Source organism: Paraburkholderia sp. A1BS-2L (genome assembly GCF_051125205.1).
Lineage (GTDB): Bacteria > Pseudomonadota > Gammaproteobacteria > Burkholderiales > Burkholderiaceae > Paraburkholderia.
Window position 1 is genome coordinate 1,814,081 of record NZ_CP120429.1, and the last position, 15,168, is coordinate 1,829,248.

Here is a 15,168-nt window from a genome sequence, read left to right on the forward strand (position 1 = left end):
ATGAACAATCCGGGCAAGAAACTCTATATCTCCGACGTGACGCTGCGCGACGGCAGCCACGCCGTTCGCCACCAGTACTCGATCCAGAACGTGCAGGACATCGCCCGCGCATTGGACCGCGCGAAGGTGGACAGCATCGAAGTCGCTCACGGCGACGGCCTGCAGGGCTCGAGCTTCAATTATGGCTTCGGCGCGCACAGCGACCTCGAATGGATCGAGGCCGTCGCCGACGTGGTCGAGCACGCGAAGATCGCGACGCTGCTGCTGCCCGGCATCGGCACGATTCATGACCTGAAGGCTGCGTACAACGCGGGCGCGCGCGTGGTGCGCATCGCCACGCACTGCACGGAAGCCGACATCTCGAAGCAGCACATCGAGTACGCGCGCGAGCTGGGCATGGACACCGTGGGCTTCCTGATGATGAGCCACATGACCACGCCGGAAAACCTCGCCGCCGAAGCAAAGAAGATGGAAAGCTACGGCGCGACCTGCATCTACGTGGTCGACTCGGGCGGCGCGCTGACGATGAACGACGTGCGCGAGCGCTTTCACGCGGTGAAAGCCGTGCTCGAGCCCGAAACGCAAACGGGCATGCACGCGCACCATAACCTCTCGCTCGGCGTGGCGAACTCGATCGTCGCGGTGGAGGAAGGTTGCGATCGCATCGATGCATCGCTCGCGGGCATGGGTGCGGGTGCGGGCAATGCGCCGCTCGAAGTGTTCATCGGCGCGGCGGAGCGCATGGGGTGGAACCACGGCACCGACCTCTACACGCTGATGGATGCCGCCGACGACATCGTGCGTCCGCTGCAGGACCGCCCGGTGCGGGTGGACCGCGAAACGCTCGCGCTCGGCTATGCCGGTGTCTATTCGAGCTTCCTGCGCCACTCGGAAGTGGCAGCGAAAAAGTATGGCCTGAAGACGGTGGACATTCTCGTCGAACTGGGCAAGCGCCGGATGGTGGGCGGCCAGGAGGACATGATCGTCGATGTGGCGCTCGATCTGAAGAATCGCATGGAAGCATTGCAGTCCTGATCAGGGGCGCCGCGCACGGCCTGCAAGGGGTGCGCGGCGCTGTCATGGATAGCCGCCGGAAAGAGCGGCTCGCATAGAGATACGGAGACTTTTATGACGTCGCGAAACAGTGGTGCTGAAGGAAGTGGAACGAGCGGCAGGGCAACCATTGCCCTGTGTCTGGCGATTGCGCTGCTCGAGGGGCTGGACCTGCAATCGGCGGGCGTAGCCGGGCCGCGCATGGCGAAGGAGTTTCATCTCGCCGTGGCGCAAATGGGCTGGGCGTTCAGCGCGGGCGCGATCGGCCTGCTGCCGGGCGCGGCGCTGGGCGGGCGGCTTGCCGACCGCCTTGGCCGCAAGCGCGTGCTCATGTGGTCGGTGACGCTGTTCGGGCTCTTCTCGCTCGCCACGACGATGGTGTGGAGCTTCGAGAGCCTGCTGGTCGCGCGTCTGCTCACGGGCCTGGGGCTCGGTGCGGCCATGCCCAACCTGATTGCGCTGTGCTCGGAGGCGGCGGGCCCGCAGCAGCGCGGCACGGCGGTGGGCGCGATGTACTGCGGCATGCCGTTTGGCGCGGCGATCGCAGCCGTGATCGGCATGCTGGGAACGGGCGACGCGAGCTGGCGCCACGTGTTCTATGTCGGCGGCCTCGGCCCGATCGTGATGGTGCCGCTGCTCGGTCTGTTCCTGCGCGAATCACGGCAGTTCGTGGCCGCGAAGGCGTCGACGGTGGCGAAGGAAGGCACGCCGGGCGTGGCGCAAGCGCTTTGGCATCAGGGCCGCGCGCGCACGACCATTGCGTTGTGGATCAGCTACCTCGGCACGCTCATCGTCCTGTACTTCCTGATGAACTGGCTGCCCTCGATGGTGCTCGCGCGCGGCCTGACCCGCGTGGAGTCGAATCTCGTGCTGATGCTGTTCAACATCGGCGGCGGCGTCGGTGCCGTTGCCATCGCAACCATCATGGATCGCTTCGGACGCCGCGGCACGGTAATCGGCATGTATGTGGGTATCGTGGCCGCGCTCACCGTGCTCGCGAGTGCGGGGGGCGCAAGCGCCACGGCGCTCGGCGGCCTGCTGTGCGGCTTTTTTATCGTCGGCAGCCAGTCGGTGCTTTACGCACTGGCAGGCCACGCGTATCCCACGGAAGTGCGCGGCACGGGCGTGGGCGCCGCGGTGGCGGTGGGGCGCCTCGGCTCGATTCTCGGACCGCTGGTGGCGGGCCAGTTGTTCGCGCTCGGCCAGAGCCCGTCGATGCTCGTGGGCTCGAGCATTCCGCTCGTCGTGGCGGCGGCGCTCGCGGCGCTCAGCGTGGTGGGCGCATTCAAGCAGCACGGCGCGCCAGGCGCACAGGGCGCATGAGATTGAAGGGGAGGAGGCGTGCGCCTTCTCCCGTATCGGGTTGACGTTTTAAGGGATGGTCATCATGACGGGTACTGCACACACAATCACCGAAGCCTCGACGAGCAAGTTCGCTCGCGTGAAGGACGGCGAGGTCGAGTTCCAGATTCACTACAACGATGCGGGCGAGGGCGCCGAAACGGTCGTGATGCTGCACGGCTCGGGTCCGGGCGCGAGCGGCTGGGCCAACTTCAACCGCAATGTCGAGCCGCTCGTCGCGGCCGGCTACCGCGTGATCCTGATGGACTGCCCGGGCTGGAGCAAGAGCGACCCGATCGTCTGCACCAGCTCGCGCTCGGACTTGAACGCGCGCGTGCTCAAGGGCCTGCTCGATGCGATCGGCATCGAGCGCGTGCATATTCTCGGCAATTCGATGGGGGGCCACAGCGCAGTGGCCTTCGCGCTCGAGAACCCGCAGCGCGTGGGCAAGCTCGTGCTGATGGGCGGCGGCACCGGCGGCCCGAGCAGTTTCGCGCCCATGCCCACCGAAGGCATCAAGCTGCTGCAAGGTCTCTATCGCGATCCGACGATCGAGAACCTGAAGCGCATGATGAACGTGTTCGTCTACGATGCGAGCGCGTTGACCGACGAGCTGATGCAGACTCGCCTCGAAAACATGCTCGCGCGCCGCGATCACCTGGAGAACTTCGTGAAGAGCCTCGCCGCGTTCCCGAAGCAGTTCAGCGACTATGGCCCGCGCCTGGGCGAAATTGCTGCACCTGCGCTGGTGATCTGGGGCCGCGACGACCGTTTCGTGCCGATGGATATCGGCCTGCGCCTGCTGGCTGGCATGCAGAACGCGCAACTGCATGTGTTCAACCGGTGTGGCCACTGGGCGCAATGGGAGCATGCGCAAGCGTTCAATCGCATGGTGATCGACTTTTTGAAGCACTGAGAGTGCGGCGCCTGGGGGCGGGCGCAGGCCCGTTCGGCACAAGCCTTGCGCAATATCGCGCTCGCGCGGTGCCGGCACGATTGCCGCCTGCGCGCCGAGAGCGCGCGGGCGGCTTGGCGCTGCGGCCCGGTTGCGCGGGGACGAACTCCACAGGCACGGTTGTTGCGAAAACGTGGGCACGATGCGGCCGGATGACTGGCGTTATCCGCAGCCGCATCCGCACACGAGGAGTACTGATGAATCAGGACGCGAAGGCAACCGGCGCCACGGCCGGACCCGCCTCGCATTCGCGGCTGCTGCGTCCTGGCGAGACGTGTCACTCGATTCGTCACGCGCCACGCCTGCGGCTGCTGGTCGACGCGGAGGATTATTTCGCCGCTGTGCGCGCGGCGATCGTTCGCGCGCAGCGCAGCGTGACCATCGTGGGCTGGGACATCGACAGCCGCGTCAAACTGGTGCCGGGTGGTGCGGGCGATGGCTATCCGGACACGCTGGGCGATTTTCTGGCGGCCGTGGTGGCTGAGCGCCCGGCGTTGCGCGTGCACATCCTCGCCTGGGACTTCGCGATGCTCTATGCGTTCGAGCGCGAATGGCTGCCGGCTTACAAGCTGGACTGGCGCAGCGGCGGGCGCCTGAAATTCCGGCTCGACGGGCGGCATCCGCCGGGTGCGTCGCATCACCAGAAGGTCGTGGTGGTGGACGACCGGCTCGCGTTCGTGGGCGGGATCGACCTCACGCGCTCGCGCTGGGACACGCGCGCGCACGCACCGTGCGAGCCGCGCCGCTGCAATGGGCCGCGGCAGATGTATGGCCCCGTTCACGACGTGCAGGCAATGTTCGATGGCGACGCCGCGCGCATCGTGGGCGTGCTCGCGCAAGAGCGCTGGATCCTGGCGAATACGGCGGCGCGCCGCGCACCCGCTCACCGGACGGCGGCGTCCAGCGCCGCCGGGCCGCCCGCACAGGACGCAGCGGACCCGTGGCCGCCGGACTTTGCCGCGGACGTCGAGGACGTCTGGCTCGGCATCGCGCTCACGGCCGCGCCGCATGCGGGGCACGGGGGCTGCCAGCACATCCGCGCGCTCTATGGGGCCGCGATCGGGGCCGCGCGCAAGACGATCTATATCGAGAACCAATACTTCACCGCGAGCACGATTGGCGACGCGCTGGCACAACGGCTCGCCCAGCCCGATGCGCCCGCCGTCGCCGCCGTGCTTCCCTGCCGGCAAACGGGGTGGCTGCAATCGGCAACCATGGGCACGCTGCGAGCGCGCCTGTATCAGCGCCTGCGCGAAGCAGATCATCAGGATCGCTTACGGTACTACTCGCCATGGGTCGAAGGTCTCGGCGACGCGTTCATCAACGTTCATAGCAAGCTGATGACGGTCGACGACGAACTGCTGGTGATCGGCAGCGCCAATCTCAACAACCGCTCGATGGTGCTCGATACCGAATGCAACATCGCGCTGGAGGCTGCCGGCAACGAACGTGTGCGGGCGGTCATCGCGGCGGCGCGCAACGGTCTGCTCGCCGAGCATCTGGGTGCGCACCGCTCGCAAGTGGAGCGCGCGTTCGCGCAGTTCGACGGCGATATCCATCGCGTCGTCGCGAGCCTCTCCGGGGGCGGGCGCGCCTTGCGCACGCTCGAGCCGCGCGTGTCGTCCGGACTTGACCAGTGGGTTCCGGAGAGCGCGGTTGTCGATCCCGAACGGCCGGCGGTGCCCGACGAAGTGGTGCGCGAGTTCGTGCCGGGACGCGGCGGCCGTTCGATTACCGCACGTCTGCTGGTGCTCGGCTCGTGCGCGCTGCTGGCAACGGCAATGGCGCTTGCCTGGCACTACACGCCGCTCGCGCGCTTCCTGAGCCTCGCGCGCATCGGCGAGGCGGCGCGCTCGCTCGCGGCGGCGCCCTTCGGTCCCGTGCTCGTGATTGGCGCCTATGCGCTGGCCGCTGTCGCGTCGGTGCCGGTTACGGTGTTGATCGTCTGCGCAGGACTGTTGTTCGGCGCGTTCGCGGGGAGCCTTTATGCGTTGTCGGGCTCGCTGCTCGCTGCGCTCGTCACTTACGCCATCGGCCGTTGGGCGGGGCGCGACGCGGTGCGCCGGCATGCGGGCTCGCGGCTGGACCGGCTGTCCAAACGCCTGGCGCGTCAGGGCATTGCCGCCGTGGTGGTGCTGCGCGTCGTGCCGCTCGCCCCGTTCTCGCTCGTCAATCTCGCGGCAGGCGCCTCGCATATCGGGCCGGGAGATTACCTGCTCGGCACGCTGATCGGCATGACGCCCGGCATCGTGCTGGGCACCCTGTTTGCCCATCAGCTGGCTGCCGCCCTGCGTCATCCGGGGCCCGGCACGATCGGATTGCTGGTTGCCATCGGCGCGCTGCTCGTGGGGCTTGCCCTGATGCTGCAGCGCCTTTTGAGGCCGCGCGAATGAACGGGCCCGCGCAAGCGCCGCTGAGCATCGTCACCTGGAACATTCACGGCGCGGTGGGCACGGATCGCAGGTACGCGCCAGAACGTATCGCCCGCGTGCTCAAGGATATCGATGCCGATGTGGTCGCATTGCAGGAGGTGCCGCTGGGCGGCGCTTCCCACTTCGACGTGCTGGCCGTCCTGAGCGGCGCAACCGGTTGGCAGGCGGTGGCCGGCCCGACCCTGGACCTGCCCGCGCGGCGCTTCGGCAACGCGGTGCTCACGCGCTGCCCGATCAGGGAGACGCGCACGATCGATCTGTCGTTCGGCAGCCGCGAACCGCGCGGCGCGCTCGACGTCGATATCCTGCATGGCGGCGAGCCGTTGCGCGTCGTCGCGACGCATCTCGGCCTGAGCGGGCGCGAGCGGTACGCGCAGATCGCCCAATTGCTGGCCGCGTTCGACCGGCCTGTGTTGCCGGTGGTGCTCGCGGGCGACATCAACGAGTGGTTTCTGTGGCGGCACGCACTGCGCCTGCTCACCGCGCACTTTCGCGCCGCGCCCGCGCCCGCCACGTTTCCTTCATGGTGGCCGGTGTTCGCGCTCGATCGCATCTGGATGCACCCGGTGAGCCGGCTGCAAAGCGTGCGCGTGCATCGCGACGGCGAAGCGCGCGTCGCCTCCGACCATCTGCCGCTGGTTGCGCGCATCTCGGCCGACGGCCTTGCGCCCGGGCATGGGTGATGCGCGTGTTATCGACGTGGAGGCCGCCGGTTTTTGCCCATTGCCGGCCGGTCCCGACGCGTTTTGAATCCAACCCCGATGGAGAACTCCATGTCACAGAAGCCTTCCATGACCGACTTCGAAGTGATCCGCAAACGGGCGCGCGAGAATATTGTGCAGGGCGCGGTCACCCCTGGCTACCACGCCGACCGCGATGCCGTGCTCGAATTGCTGAACAACGCGCTCGCAACCGAGCTGATATGCATGCTGCGATACCGCAGGCATCATTTCATGGCTACCGGTCTGGAGTCGAAGAGCATTGCCGACGAATTTCTCGAGCACTCGAACGAAGAGCAGCAGCATGCCGACCAGATCGCGGCACGCATCGTGCAGCTCGGCGGCGAACCGAATTTCTCGCCCGACGACTTGAGCACGCGCAGTCACGCGGAGTACGTCGAAGGCGATACGCTGGTCTCCATGGTTCGCGAAGACCTGGTTGCGGAGCGCATCGCCATCGACAGCTATCGCGAGATCATTCAGTACCTTTCCGACCGGGACCCGACCTCGCGTCGCGTGATGGAAACCATTCTTGCCAAGGAAGAAGAGCACGCCGATGAAATGGCGGAGCTGCTGGCAGGACTGCCCGCCGGAAAGCGTGCATAGCCATTTCGGAGACCGCTATGAAGCTCTCTCGCCAGACCTCGACCATCGGTCAGGGAAAGCCGACCGACGCGCACACCAGCGATCCCTTGCTGCCGCATGAAGCCGACCAGGAACCGCACTCGCAAGAGGAAGCGGAGCCGCGACGCGTCGGCAAGCAGGGGTATCGCGACCTACGGCGGGGACTCAAGGACACCGACCGGTGGGGCGGCGACGATTATCAGCGGCGCACGCAGAACGATGCCATCGCGAATACCAATTCGACGAAGCGCAGGGGAAGGTAGGCCGGCGCAATCCCACGCGCTTCGTTCGGGGCGCCGTACCCGCTGCGGCGCCGCGCGCTCGTTCTGCTAGAGCTTTACGCCGCCTGCTTCCGGCGGCACGGGCGGCTCGCGTAACGGTTCCTCGCCGGTTGGCGAAACGGGCTCGTCCCAGTGCGCACGCGTGCCGTAGTACTCGTGCAGTGTCGTGGCCCAGCCGATGTCGGCCATGACCGGCCAGTGATCCTTGTCGAATCCCGGCGCGGTCTTGATGCGTTCGCTCGTTACGTTGAGGATGAAGCATTTATGGGTCGTATCGAGCGTGAGCGCAGCCCAGGGCAGCGCCATCAGCTTGTCGCCGATGCCGAGAAAGCCGCCGCACGACATGACGGCGTAGGCGATTTTTCCGCGCTCCACATCAAGCATAACCTCCTTGATCTTGCCAACATCTTCGTTATCCGAAGTGAATACGTGGTCGCCTTCGAGCGTGCTCGACGCCATGATATACGGTCCGGGGCCGGCTGCGGTTTGGCTGCCTTTGCCAACGATGTGCGCGCCGGTTTGGGAGGTGGTTATGGCCATAATGGACTCCTGAATTGATCGTAAGGGTGTGAAACGGGGTGTGAAACGGGGTGTGCAACGCTTGTTCGCTGCGAAGGCAGACGGGTTGCCTCCAGGATGCGCGTTGTCACGCCTCATGACTCCGCATCGCGTATGCCTGAAGCGCCCGGGCATGGCCGATGCGGTTTCGAGGGTATGCATCTTTACAGGCGATGCGTCGTGGACGAACTGCTGCTGGACTCCGTCGAATTCACCTTTTTCGCTATCGGGCTCGATCATGGCGAGGTGGAGCACCGCGCCATGTTCATCGGCACGCTTGCCCTGCCCGTAGTCGTGATCTTCAGATCCGATGGAAAAGGGGCGGCGCGGATTGCCTTCGACGTTCCTCGCCGCATCGCGCAAGCGAATCACTACACCAACCATGCCGACGTGGTGCGAGACGCGATTGGCCAGGCCGCGCGAGATGACCTGTTCGACCATCCGCCGGACGGGACCGTGTGCCTCGACGGCGCCGCGCCGCGCTGGGCCGGGAACCTGAAGCTTTCTCAGCGACAGATGGACGTCGAGCAATATGAACCCGTTCAAGGAGAACAGCGATGTCGAATGAATTGAAGCACTGCAAGGTAGCGATTCTCGCCGTTGACGGATTTGAGGAATCCGAATTGACGGGACCGTTGCGGGCATTGACCGAAGCGGGCGCCCAGGTCGATGTGATTTCGCAAAAGGGCGGCGAGATTCAGGGCTTTCGCCGCCTGGACAAGGGCAACCGCGTGAAGGTCGACCAGACGTTCGCGCAGGCGAAGGCCGACGACTACGACGGGGTCGTGCTGCCCGGCGGCGTGATCAACGGCGACGCGATCAGGATGATTCCCGAGGCGCGCGAGTTTGTGCGCGCCGCCAACGCCGCGCACAAACCCGTCGCGGCGATCTGCCATGGCGGATGGCTGGCGGTCTCGGCGGGAATCGTGAGCGGGCGCACCATGACGAGCTGGCCCTCGCTGCAGGACGACATACGCAACGCGGGCGGCACCTGGGTGGACCAGCGCGTGGTGCGCGACGGGCATTTCGTGACGAGCCGCAAGCCCGACGACCTGCCGGCGTTCAACGCGGAGCTGATCGCCTGCCTCGCGACGTCGGCTCCGCTCTAGCAGCCTTTAAGGCATTGGGAGGAATCGGGAAATGCACATTCGATACCGGAGCGAGCCGCCGCGGTTCGACGGCGCAAATCTGCTGATGCGCTTCGTGGCCGAGGTGGACGGCGCGCCGCTCGACTGCGCCATTACGGCCGAGGCGCTCGAAGACCATTTCGGTGCGGACTCGGCACGCGAGGAGCCGCTGCGCAATGCGTTCGCGCGGGGGCTGGCGCGCATCCACGCCGCGTGCACGGAAGCGATCGCACAGACCCACGGCGCCGTGGTGCTGCATAGCGGGTACTTTCGCGCGGAGGACGACTGAGCCAGGCGGCAATTGAAATCCAGGGAGGTTTGCCATGTCTTTGATCGTTGCGAGCCGCTTCACGACGTTCGATCACGCCGAAGCGGCCATCGACAGGCTCCATAACCACGGGTTCGTGGATGAGGACCTGTCGCTGTTCTACGTGAACCCCGGTGGCCAGCACGCCCGTTTTGCGGTGGGCGGCGACCGCTATGCCGATCCGCAGTCGCGTTGGACGTCGCTCGGCGCGGGTGCGGGCGCGGCCGGGGGTGCGATTCTCGGCCTTGTCTGCGCCCTGGTGTTTTCATGGCTCTTTCTGCGCTCGCCGCTCGTGCTGGCGGTGGCCGCCGGCGTGGGCGCCTATGTCGGCACCTTGCTTGGCGCGCTCTGGCAAACGCGCGGCGGCGGCCGCGGACGCCCGCCCGACATCGGGCACGATCCGGACGGCACGCCGAAGGCGCGCGAATCGGGTGTGCTCGTGGCGGTCCACGTGAGTCCGCAGACCCAGCAAAACGCGGCGCAGGTGCTGGAGCAAGCGGGCGGCATGGAGGTCGAGCGCGCGAACGGCCGCTGGCAGAACGGGCAATGGGCCGACTTCGACCCGACCCGGACGGTCGAGCCGATGCGGTTGTGAACCGGCCCGCGTCGCGCCATCGCGCGACGTCACGGCATCACGACATCACGGCGTAGCGCTTCGCATCGGCGTGACGCAATGCCAGCCCGCAGCCGGGCCGCGCCAGATCGGGCGCGATCCGGCCGTCTTGCAGGCGCGGCGTGCCGTCGAACAGCATCGCTTCGATGCGCGCGTGATCGTGGAACCACTCGATGTGCTCCACGCGCTTCGCCGCGCAAGCCGCGTGCAGGTGCAGCGCCGGCGCGCAGTGCGCCGAGAGCGGGATGTGCCACGCGTCGCAGAGCGCATCGGCCTGGAGAAAGCCGGTGATGCCGCAGCAACGCGAAGCATCGGCCTGCAGCACGTCCACCGCGTGCGTTTCGAGCAGCGCGCGAAAGTCGTCGGCGGTGCAGGCATATTCGCCCGCGGCCAGCGCCATCGCGGGCGGCAGCGCCGCCCGCAGCGCCGCAAGGCCGCGCCGGTCGTCCGATGAAACGGGCTCCTCGAACCATTGCACGCCCTGCGCGTCGAAGGCGGCCGCCAGCCGTTGCGCTTGTTTGAGTGCATACGCACCGTTGGCGTCGACGAACAGCCCCGCATCGCCGATGGCGCGCCGCGCCGCTGCCACGCGCGCCGGATCGTCGCCGGGCTGCGAGCCGACCTTCATCTTCACCCACTGGCAGCCGTCCTGCTCGACCCAGCCGCGCAACTGCCGCGCGAGCGTGTCGAGGTCGTAGCTCGTGAATCCGCCGCTGCCGTACACGGGTACGCTCTCGCGCTGGGCGCCCAGCAGCGCGACGAGCGGCACGCCGAAGACCTTGGCCTTGAGGTCCCAGAGCGCGGCATCGACGGCCGAGATCGCGCGCGCCGCGTGGCCGGGCCGGCCGAGGTTGCGCACGGCACGCTGCATCTCGAGGTTGATGCGGCCGATGTCATGAAGGTCGTGCTGGCGAACGGCGTCGGCGAGCACGCCGGCGATCAGCGCCGTGGCGCTCGCATGCGCATAGGTGTAGCCGATGCCCGTTTGACCCAGCGCATCGGCGTGCACGACCACGAGCGTGGTGGCCCGCCAGGCAATGGTGCCGTCCGCCTCGGGGCGGTCGGTGGGAATCGTATAGGCCTGCACGCGCAGGTTCGAGACGGGCGAGCGCTTCATGGCGAAGGGACCTCGAGCAGGGAATCGAGCGTGATCGGCAATGCGCGCACGCGCTTGCCCGTGGCGTGATAAATCGCGTTCGCAATCGCCGCGGCCACGCCCACCACGCCGATCTCGCCCACGCCTTTCGCGCCGAGCGGGTTCACGACGTCGTCGTGCTCATCGACGAACAGCACGTCGATGTCGCCGATGTCGGCATTGACTGGCATGAGGTAGTCGGCCAGGTTGTGATTCATGACGCGGCCGAGTGCGTGATCGAACTGCGCCCGCTCGTGCAGCGCCATGCCGATGCCCCACACCACGCCGCCTGCCACCTGGTTCGCGGCGGTCGCGGCGTTGACGATGCGCCCGGCGGCCACCGCGCTCACCACGCGCTCGACGCGCACCTGGCCGAGCGATTCGTCCACGCGCACTTCGGCGAACACGGCCGAATGCGTCGCCAGCGAATAGCGCGAGCGCTGCGCATCGGGCTTGAGCGTGACTTGCTCCTCGAGCGTCTTCATGCCCGCGCGCTCGAGCAGGTCGGCAATGGCGGTGCGCGCCGCGCTTTCGGCTTGCTGTGCGCCGTCCTGGGTATCGCCGTGGGTTTCACCGTGGGTGCCGCCGCGCAGGCGAACTTCGCCGCGCTCGATCGCGAGCGCCTCGCTCAGCGTATCGGCGTCGAGGTTCGCGAAGCCCACGCCGCCGTGCTCGACCAGCAACTGCGCGAGCCGTGCGCGCAGTTGCCGGCAGGCGACCCAGGCCGCGCTGCCCACCGACGCCACGGTCCACGATCCGCCTTCGATCGGCGCGTCCGGCAGCGAGGTGTCGCCGAGCGTGAAGCGCACGTCCTCAATCGGCATGTGCAGGGCGTCGGCGCCGATCTGCGAGATGGCGGTGTACGTGCCGGTGCCGATATCGGCCGTGGCGCTCGCGAGCGCGAGCACGCCGTCGGGGCGCAGCGTGGCGCGCACGCTGGCTTCGGTTTGCAGCGCCTCCCAGATGCCGGTGGCCATGCCATAGCCCACCAGCTCGTGGCCGTCGCGCATCGAGCGCGGCGCGGCCACGCGCGCGCCCCAGCCGAAGCGCTCCGCGCCCTGTGCGTAGCACTCGAGCAGCGCCTTGCTCGAAAACGGCCGCTGCTTCTGGGGATCGTCGACCGAATAATTGCGGATGCGCAGCTCGAGCGGGTCCATGCCGAGCGTCACGGCGAGCTCGTCCATCGCGCACTCGAGCGCGAACAGCCCTTGGGCGGCGCCGGGCGCGCGCATGTCGATGGGCGTGTAGACGTCGAGGCGCGCGAGCTTGTAGCCGAGCAGCACGTGATCGGCGCGATAGAGCTGGCCGGCCCAATTCACGACCACGTCCGTGAAATCCTCGAATTGCGAAGTTTCTCCCACGGCTTCGTGGATGATTGCTTCGAGCCGGCCGTCGCGGCGCGCGCCGAGCGCGACGTGCTGGACCGAAGCGGGCCGATGACCGAAAGTGAACATCTGCGCGCGCGTGAGCGAGACGCGCACCGGGCGGCGCAAGCTGCGCGCGGCCATCATGGCGAGCGGCAGATGATACTGCGGCCGCAGGCCGGAGCCGAACGCGCCGCCCACGAACGGCGAAATCACCCGCACGCGGTCTTGCGCCAGACCGAACACGTGCATCAAGTACCGCTGCGTGTTGCGCACGCCCTGAGTCTTTTCATAGACGGTGAAGCGGCCGTCCGCCGAGGGCACGACCGTGCAGCCGTGCGGCTCCATCGGTTGATGGAATTCCACCGGCGTGGAGTAGAACGCGTCGGTGCGCGCGTCGGCGTGCGCGAGCGCCTCGTAAGCGTCGCCGCGCGGCGCGGGCGGCGGTTCGAAGCCGCCTTTTTCCAGCGACGGCATGACGGCGTCCCGCAGCACGCTGCCGAGATCGGTTTGATGCGGCTCGCTGCGGTAACGCACGCGCACGAGCGACGCCGCATACTCGGCAAGCGCGTGCGTTTCGGCCACCACCAGCGCGACGGGCTGGCCCGCATAGCGGATGCGCGCGTCGCCGAGCGGCCGGAACGGCTTGCCGCCCGGCGCGATCTGGTCTTTCCAGGCAGCGTCGTCGACGGCCAGCGCCGGGCGGTTTTCGTGCGTCAGCACGAGCAGCACGCCGGGCAGGCCCTGCGCCGCGCAGGCGTCGATGGCGACGATCTCGCCGCGCGCGCACGGGGCGTTCACGACCACGCCGTGCACGAGTCCCGCAGCCGGAAATTCGGCCGCATAGCGCGCGGCGCCCGTGACTTTACTGCGGGCGTCCACGCGCGGCAGCGGCGCGCCGATGCGCGCCTGAGCGTGCGGCGCGCGGGCCGCCGCGGCGGGTGTTGCGACATGACGATCGGTGCTCATGCTGCGTCCTCCTCGGCGTTCTGCGCTGGCTGGCGCGCGAGCGCGCGCTCGAATGCGCGCACGATGGCACGGCGGGCGAGCTCGACTTTGAAGGCGTTGCCGGGGCGCGGGTCGGCGCGCGCCACGATGGCGTCGGCAAAGTGCGTGTGCGCATGGGCGTCATCGGCTGCGTGGCCGATCAGCTGCGCTTCGGCTGCGCGGTCGCGCCACGGCTTGTGCGCGACGCCGCCGAGCGCGCAGCCGAGCGCACGTATCACGCCGTCCTCCACGTGCAGGCCCAATGCTACGGATACCAAAGCAAAGGCATACGACTGGCGATCGCGCACCTTCAGATACGTGCAGTGCCGAGCATAGCCTTGCGCCGGCAACTCGACGGCGGTAATGAGCGCCTCCTGGTCGAGAACGGTCTCGCGATGCGGCGTATCGCCGGGCAGGCAGTGCAGGGAATCGAACGGCAGCGTGTGCTCGCCCCGGCGTCCCGCGACGTGCACGCTCGCATCGAGCGCCGCGAGCGCGACGCACAGATCGGACGGATGCGTCGCGATGCAGTGCTCGCTCGCGCCAAGGATCGCGTGCATGCGGTTCACGCCGTCGAGCGCGGCGCAGCCGCTGCCGGGCGTGCGCTTGTTGCAGCGCGTGTCCGGATCGTAGAAGTACAGGCAGCGGGTGCGCTGGAGCAGATTGCCGCCGAGCGTCGCGGCATTGCGGATCTGCGCCGAAGCGCCCGCGAGTATGGCCTGCGCGAGCATGGGGTAGCGCTCGAGCACGCGCGCGTCCCAGGCGAGCGCGCTGTTGCTCGCCAGCGCGCCGATGCGCAGCCCGCCTTGCGGCGTCGGCTCGATGCCGCGCAGCGGCAGCCGCGTGATGTCGATGAGCGCGGCAGGCCGCATGACGTTTTCGCGCATCAAATCGACGAGATTGGTGCCGCCCGCGAGGAACTGGGCGTCGTCCAGGACGGCATGCAGGCGCACGGCCTCGGCCACGCTCGTCGCGCGCATCCACGAAAAGCGGTTCATGGCGCATCCTCCTCGCCGGCGGCGTGGGCCTGCGCGCGGCGCACGGCGTCGACGGCGTTGGCGATGTTCACATACGCGCCGCAGCGGCACAGGTTGCCGCTCATTTGCTCGCGCACGTCGTCGCGGCAATGGGCGTGGCCCTCGGCGAGCAGGCCCACGGCGGAGCAGATCTGGCCCGGCGTGCAGTAGCCGCACTGGAACGCGTCGTGGTCGACGAAGGCCTGCTGCACCGGATGCAGCGTGTCGCCGTGCGCGAGGCCTTCCACCGTCGTGATGGCGGCGCCATCGTGGGCGGCCGCGAGCGCGAGACACGCATTGACGCGCACCCCATCCACGAGCACCGTGCAGGCGCCGCACTGGCCGTGGTCGCAACCTTTCTTGGTGCCGGTCAGCGCAAAGCGCTCGCGCAGCAGGTCCAGCAGGCTCGTCCACGGCTCCAGGGTCAAAGCGTGGCGCGTGCCGTTGATGGTGAGGACGACGCCAACCGCATCGCGGTCGGGAGCGGTTGGAACGTCGTGCAGGCGGGGGGGAGTGGCGGTGTGCATGGCTGACTCGTTCGGGCTCGGTTCAAATTCGGTTACGGGCTGGGGTTCAGCGGCCGTTACGGGCTGCGGTTACAGCGCGGTTGCAGCCCGCGGTTTGCAGCCCGCGGTTGCAGCGGCGTTGCAGCGGTC

Annotated in this window: 16 protein-coding genes; 11 read left to right on the top strand and 5 right to left on the bottom strand. The window is 68.0% G+C overall.

Annotated elements, in window-relative coordinates; genetic code table 11:
- The 7 genes from dmpG to P5W98_RS23125 all read left to right on the top strand — a co-directional run bounded on the left by dmpG (window position 1) and on the right by P5W98_RS23125 (window position 7,387).
- Window positions 1-1,035, top strand: a complete 1,035-nt coding sequence (gene dmpG, locus P5W98_RS23095; RefSeq protein WP_421025795.1) for a 4-hydroxy-2-oxovalerate aldolase — start codon at window positions 1-3, stop codon at window positions 1,033-1,035.
- Between the two features lie 93 nt (window positions 1,036-1,128).
- Complete coding sequence (gene mhpT, locus P5W98_RS23100) at window positions 1,129-2,376, top strand: 3-(3-hydroxy-phenyl)propionate transporter MhpT (RefSeq protein WP_421025794.1); 1,248 nt, start codon at window positions 1,129-1,131, stop codon at window positions 2,374-2,376.
- A gap of 64 nt (window positions 2,377-2,440) precedes the next feature.
- Complete coding sequence (locus P5W98_RS23105; protein WP_421025793.1) at window positions 2,441-3,310, top strand: alpha/beta fold hydrolase; 870 nt, start codon at window positions 2,441-2,443, stop codon at window positions 3,308-3,310.
- Window positions 3,311-3,546: 236 nt separating this feature from the next.
- The gene (locus tag P5W98_RS23110) at window positions 3,547-5,742 is read left to right on the top strand and encodes a VTT domain-containing protein (RefSeq protein WP_421025792.1); all 2,196 of its coding nucleotides are present in this window, start codon (window positions 3,547-3,549) and stop codon (window positions 5,740-5,742) included.
- Window positions 5,739-6,464, top strand: a complete 726-nt coding sequence (locus P5W98_RS23115) for an endonuclease/exonuclease/phosphatase family protein (RefSeq protein WP_421025791.1) — start codon at window positions 5,739-5,741, stop codon at window positions 6,462-6,464. Before P5W98_RS23110 ends, P5W98_RS23115 begins: the two co-directional genes overlap by 4 nt.
- A 90-nt stretch (window positions 6,465-6,554) precedes the next feature.
- Complete coding sequence (locus tag P5W98_RS23120; RefSeq protein WP_421025790.1) at window positions 6,555-7,106, top strand: ferritin-like domain-containing protein; 552 nt, start codon at window positions 6,555-6,557, stop codon at window positions 7,104-7,106.
- Window positions 7,107-7,123: 17 nt separating this feature from the next.
- The gene (locus tag P5W98_RS23125; RefSeq protein WP_421025789.1) at window positions 7,124-7,387 is read left to right on the top strand and encodes a hypothetical protein; all 264 of its coding nucleotides are present in this window, start codon (window positions 7,124-7,126) and stop codon (window positions 7,385-7,387) included.
- A gap of 66 nt (window positions 7,388-7,453) precedes the next feature.
- Here the strand turns inward: P5W98_RS23125 and P5W98_RS23130 are convergent, their stop codons facing one another.
- Window positions 7,454-7,945, bottom strand: a complete 492-nt coding sequence (locus P5W98_RS23130; RefSeq protein ID WP_421025788.1) for a PRC-barrel domain-containing protein — start codon at window positions 7,943-7,945, stop codon at window positions 7,454-7,456.
- Between the two features lie 198 nt (window positions 7,946-8,143).
- Here P5W98_RS23130 and P5W98_RS23135 point away from each other — a divergent pair, with 198 nt between their 5' ends.
- From P5W98_RS23135 to P5W98_RS23150, 4 genes are read left to right on the top strand one after another with little or no spacing between them, the layout of a single operon-like run.
- Window positions 8,144-8,536 (top strand): hypothetical protein, encoded by a 393-nt coding sequence (locus P5W98_RS23135; RefSeq protein WP_421025787.1) that lies wholly within the window; start codon window positions 8,144-8,146, stop codon window positions 8,534-8,536.
- Window positions 8,521-9,072 (top strand): type 1 glutamine amidotransferase domain-containing protein, encoded by a 552-nt coding sequence (locus P5W98_RS23140; protein ID WP_421025786.1) that lies wholly within the window; start codon window positions 8,521-8,523, stop codon window positions 9,070-9,072. Before P5W98_RS23135 ends, P5W98_RS23140 begins: the two co-directional genes overlap by 16 nt.
- 31 nt (window positions 9,073-9,103) lie before the next feature.
- Window positions 9,104-9,379 (top strand): DUF1488 domain-containing protein, encoded by a 276-nt coding sequence (locus P5W98_RS23145; protein WP_421025785.1) that lies wholly within the window; start codon window positions 9,104-9,106, stop codon window positions 9,377-9,379.
- A 34-nt stretch (window positions 9,380-9,413) separates the two neighbouring features.
- Window positions 9,414-9,992, top strand: coding sequence for a hypothetical protein (locus P5W98_RS23150; RefSeq protein ID WP_421025784.1), 579 nt, complete (start codon window positions 9,414-9,416; stop codon window positions 9,990-9,992).
- 37 nt (window positions 9,993-10,029) lie between these two features.
- Here P5W98_RS23150 and P5W98_RS23155 read toward each other — a convergent pair whose 3' ends face one another.
- Genes P5W98_RS23155 through P5W98_RS23170 form a run of 4 tightly spaced genes read right to left on the bottom strand, consistent with a single transcriptional unit; the run spans window position 10,030 to window position 15,039 of the window.
- Window positions 10,030-11,127, bottom strand: a complete 1,098-nt coding sequence (locus tag P5W98_RS23155; RefSeq protein WP_421025783.1) for an enolase C-terminal domain-like protein — start codon at window positions 11,125-11,127, stop codon at window positions 10,030-10,032.
- Window positions 11,124-13,478: a xanthine dehydrogenase family protein molybdopterin-binding subunit gene (locus tag P5W98_RS23160; protein WP_421025782.1), complete on the bottom strand. Its 2,355-nt coding sequence runs from the start codon at window positions 13,476-13,478 to the stop codon at window positions 11,124-11,126. Before P5W98_RS23160 ends, P5W98_RS23155 begins: the two co-directional genes overlap by 4 nt.
- A complete protein-coding gene (locus P5W98_RS23165) occupies window positions 13,475-14,494 on the bottom strand; it encodes an FAD binding domain-containing protein (RefSeq protein WP_421025781.1) in 1,020 nt (339 codons plus the stop codon). Before P5W98_RS23165 ends, P5W98_RS23160 begins: the two co-directional genes overlap by 4 nt.
- On the bottom strand, window positions 14,491-15,039 hold the full coding sequence (locus tag P5W98_RS23170; protein WP_421025780.1) for a (2Fe-2S)-binding protein: 549 nt from the start codon (window positions 15,037-15,039) through the stop codon (window positions 14,491-14,493). The genes P5W98_RS23165 and P5W98_RS23170 overlap by 4 nt, the downstream gene beginning before the upstream one ends.
- Window positions 15,040-15,168: the final 129 nt, after the last annotated feature.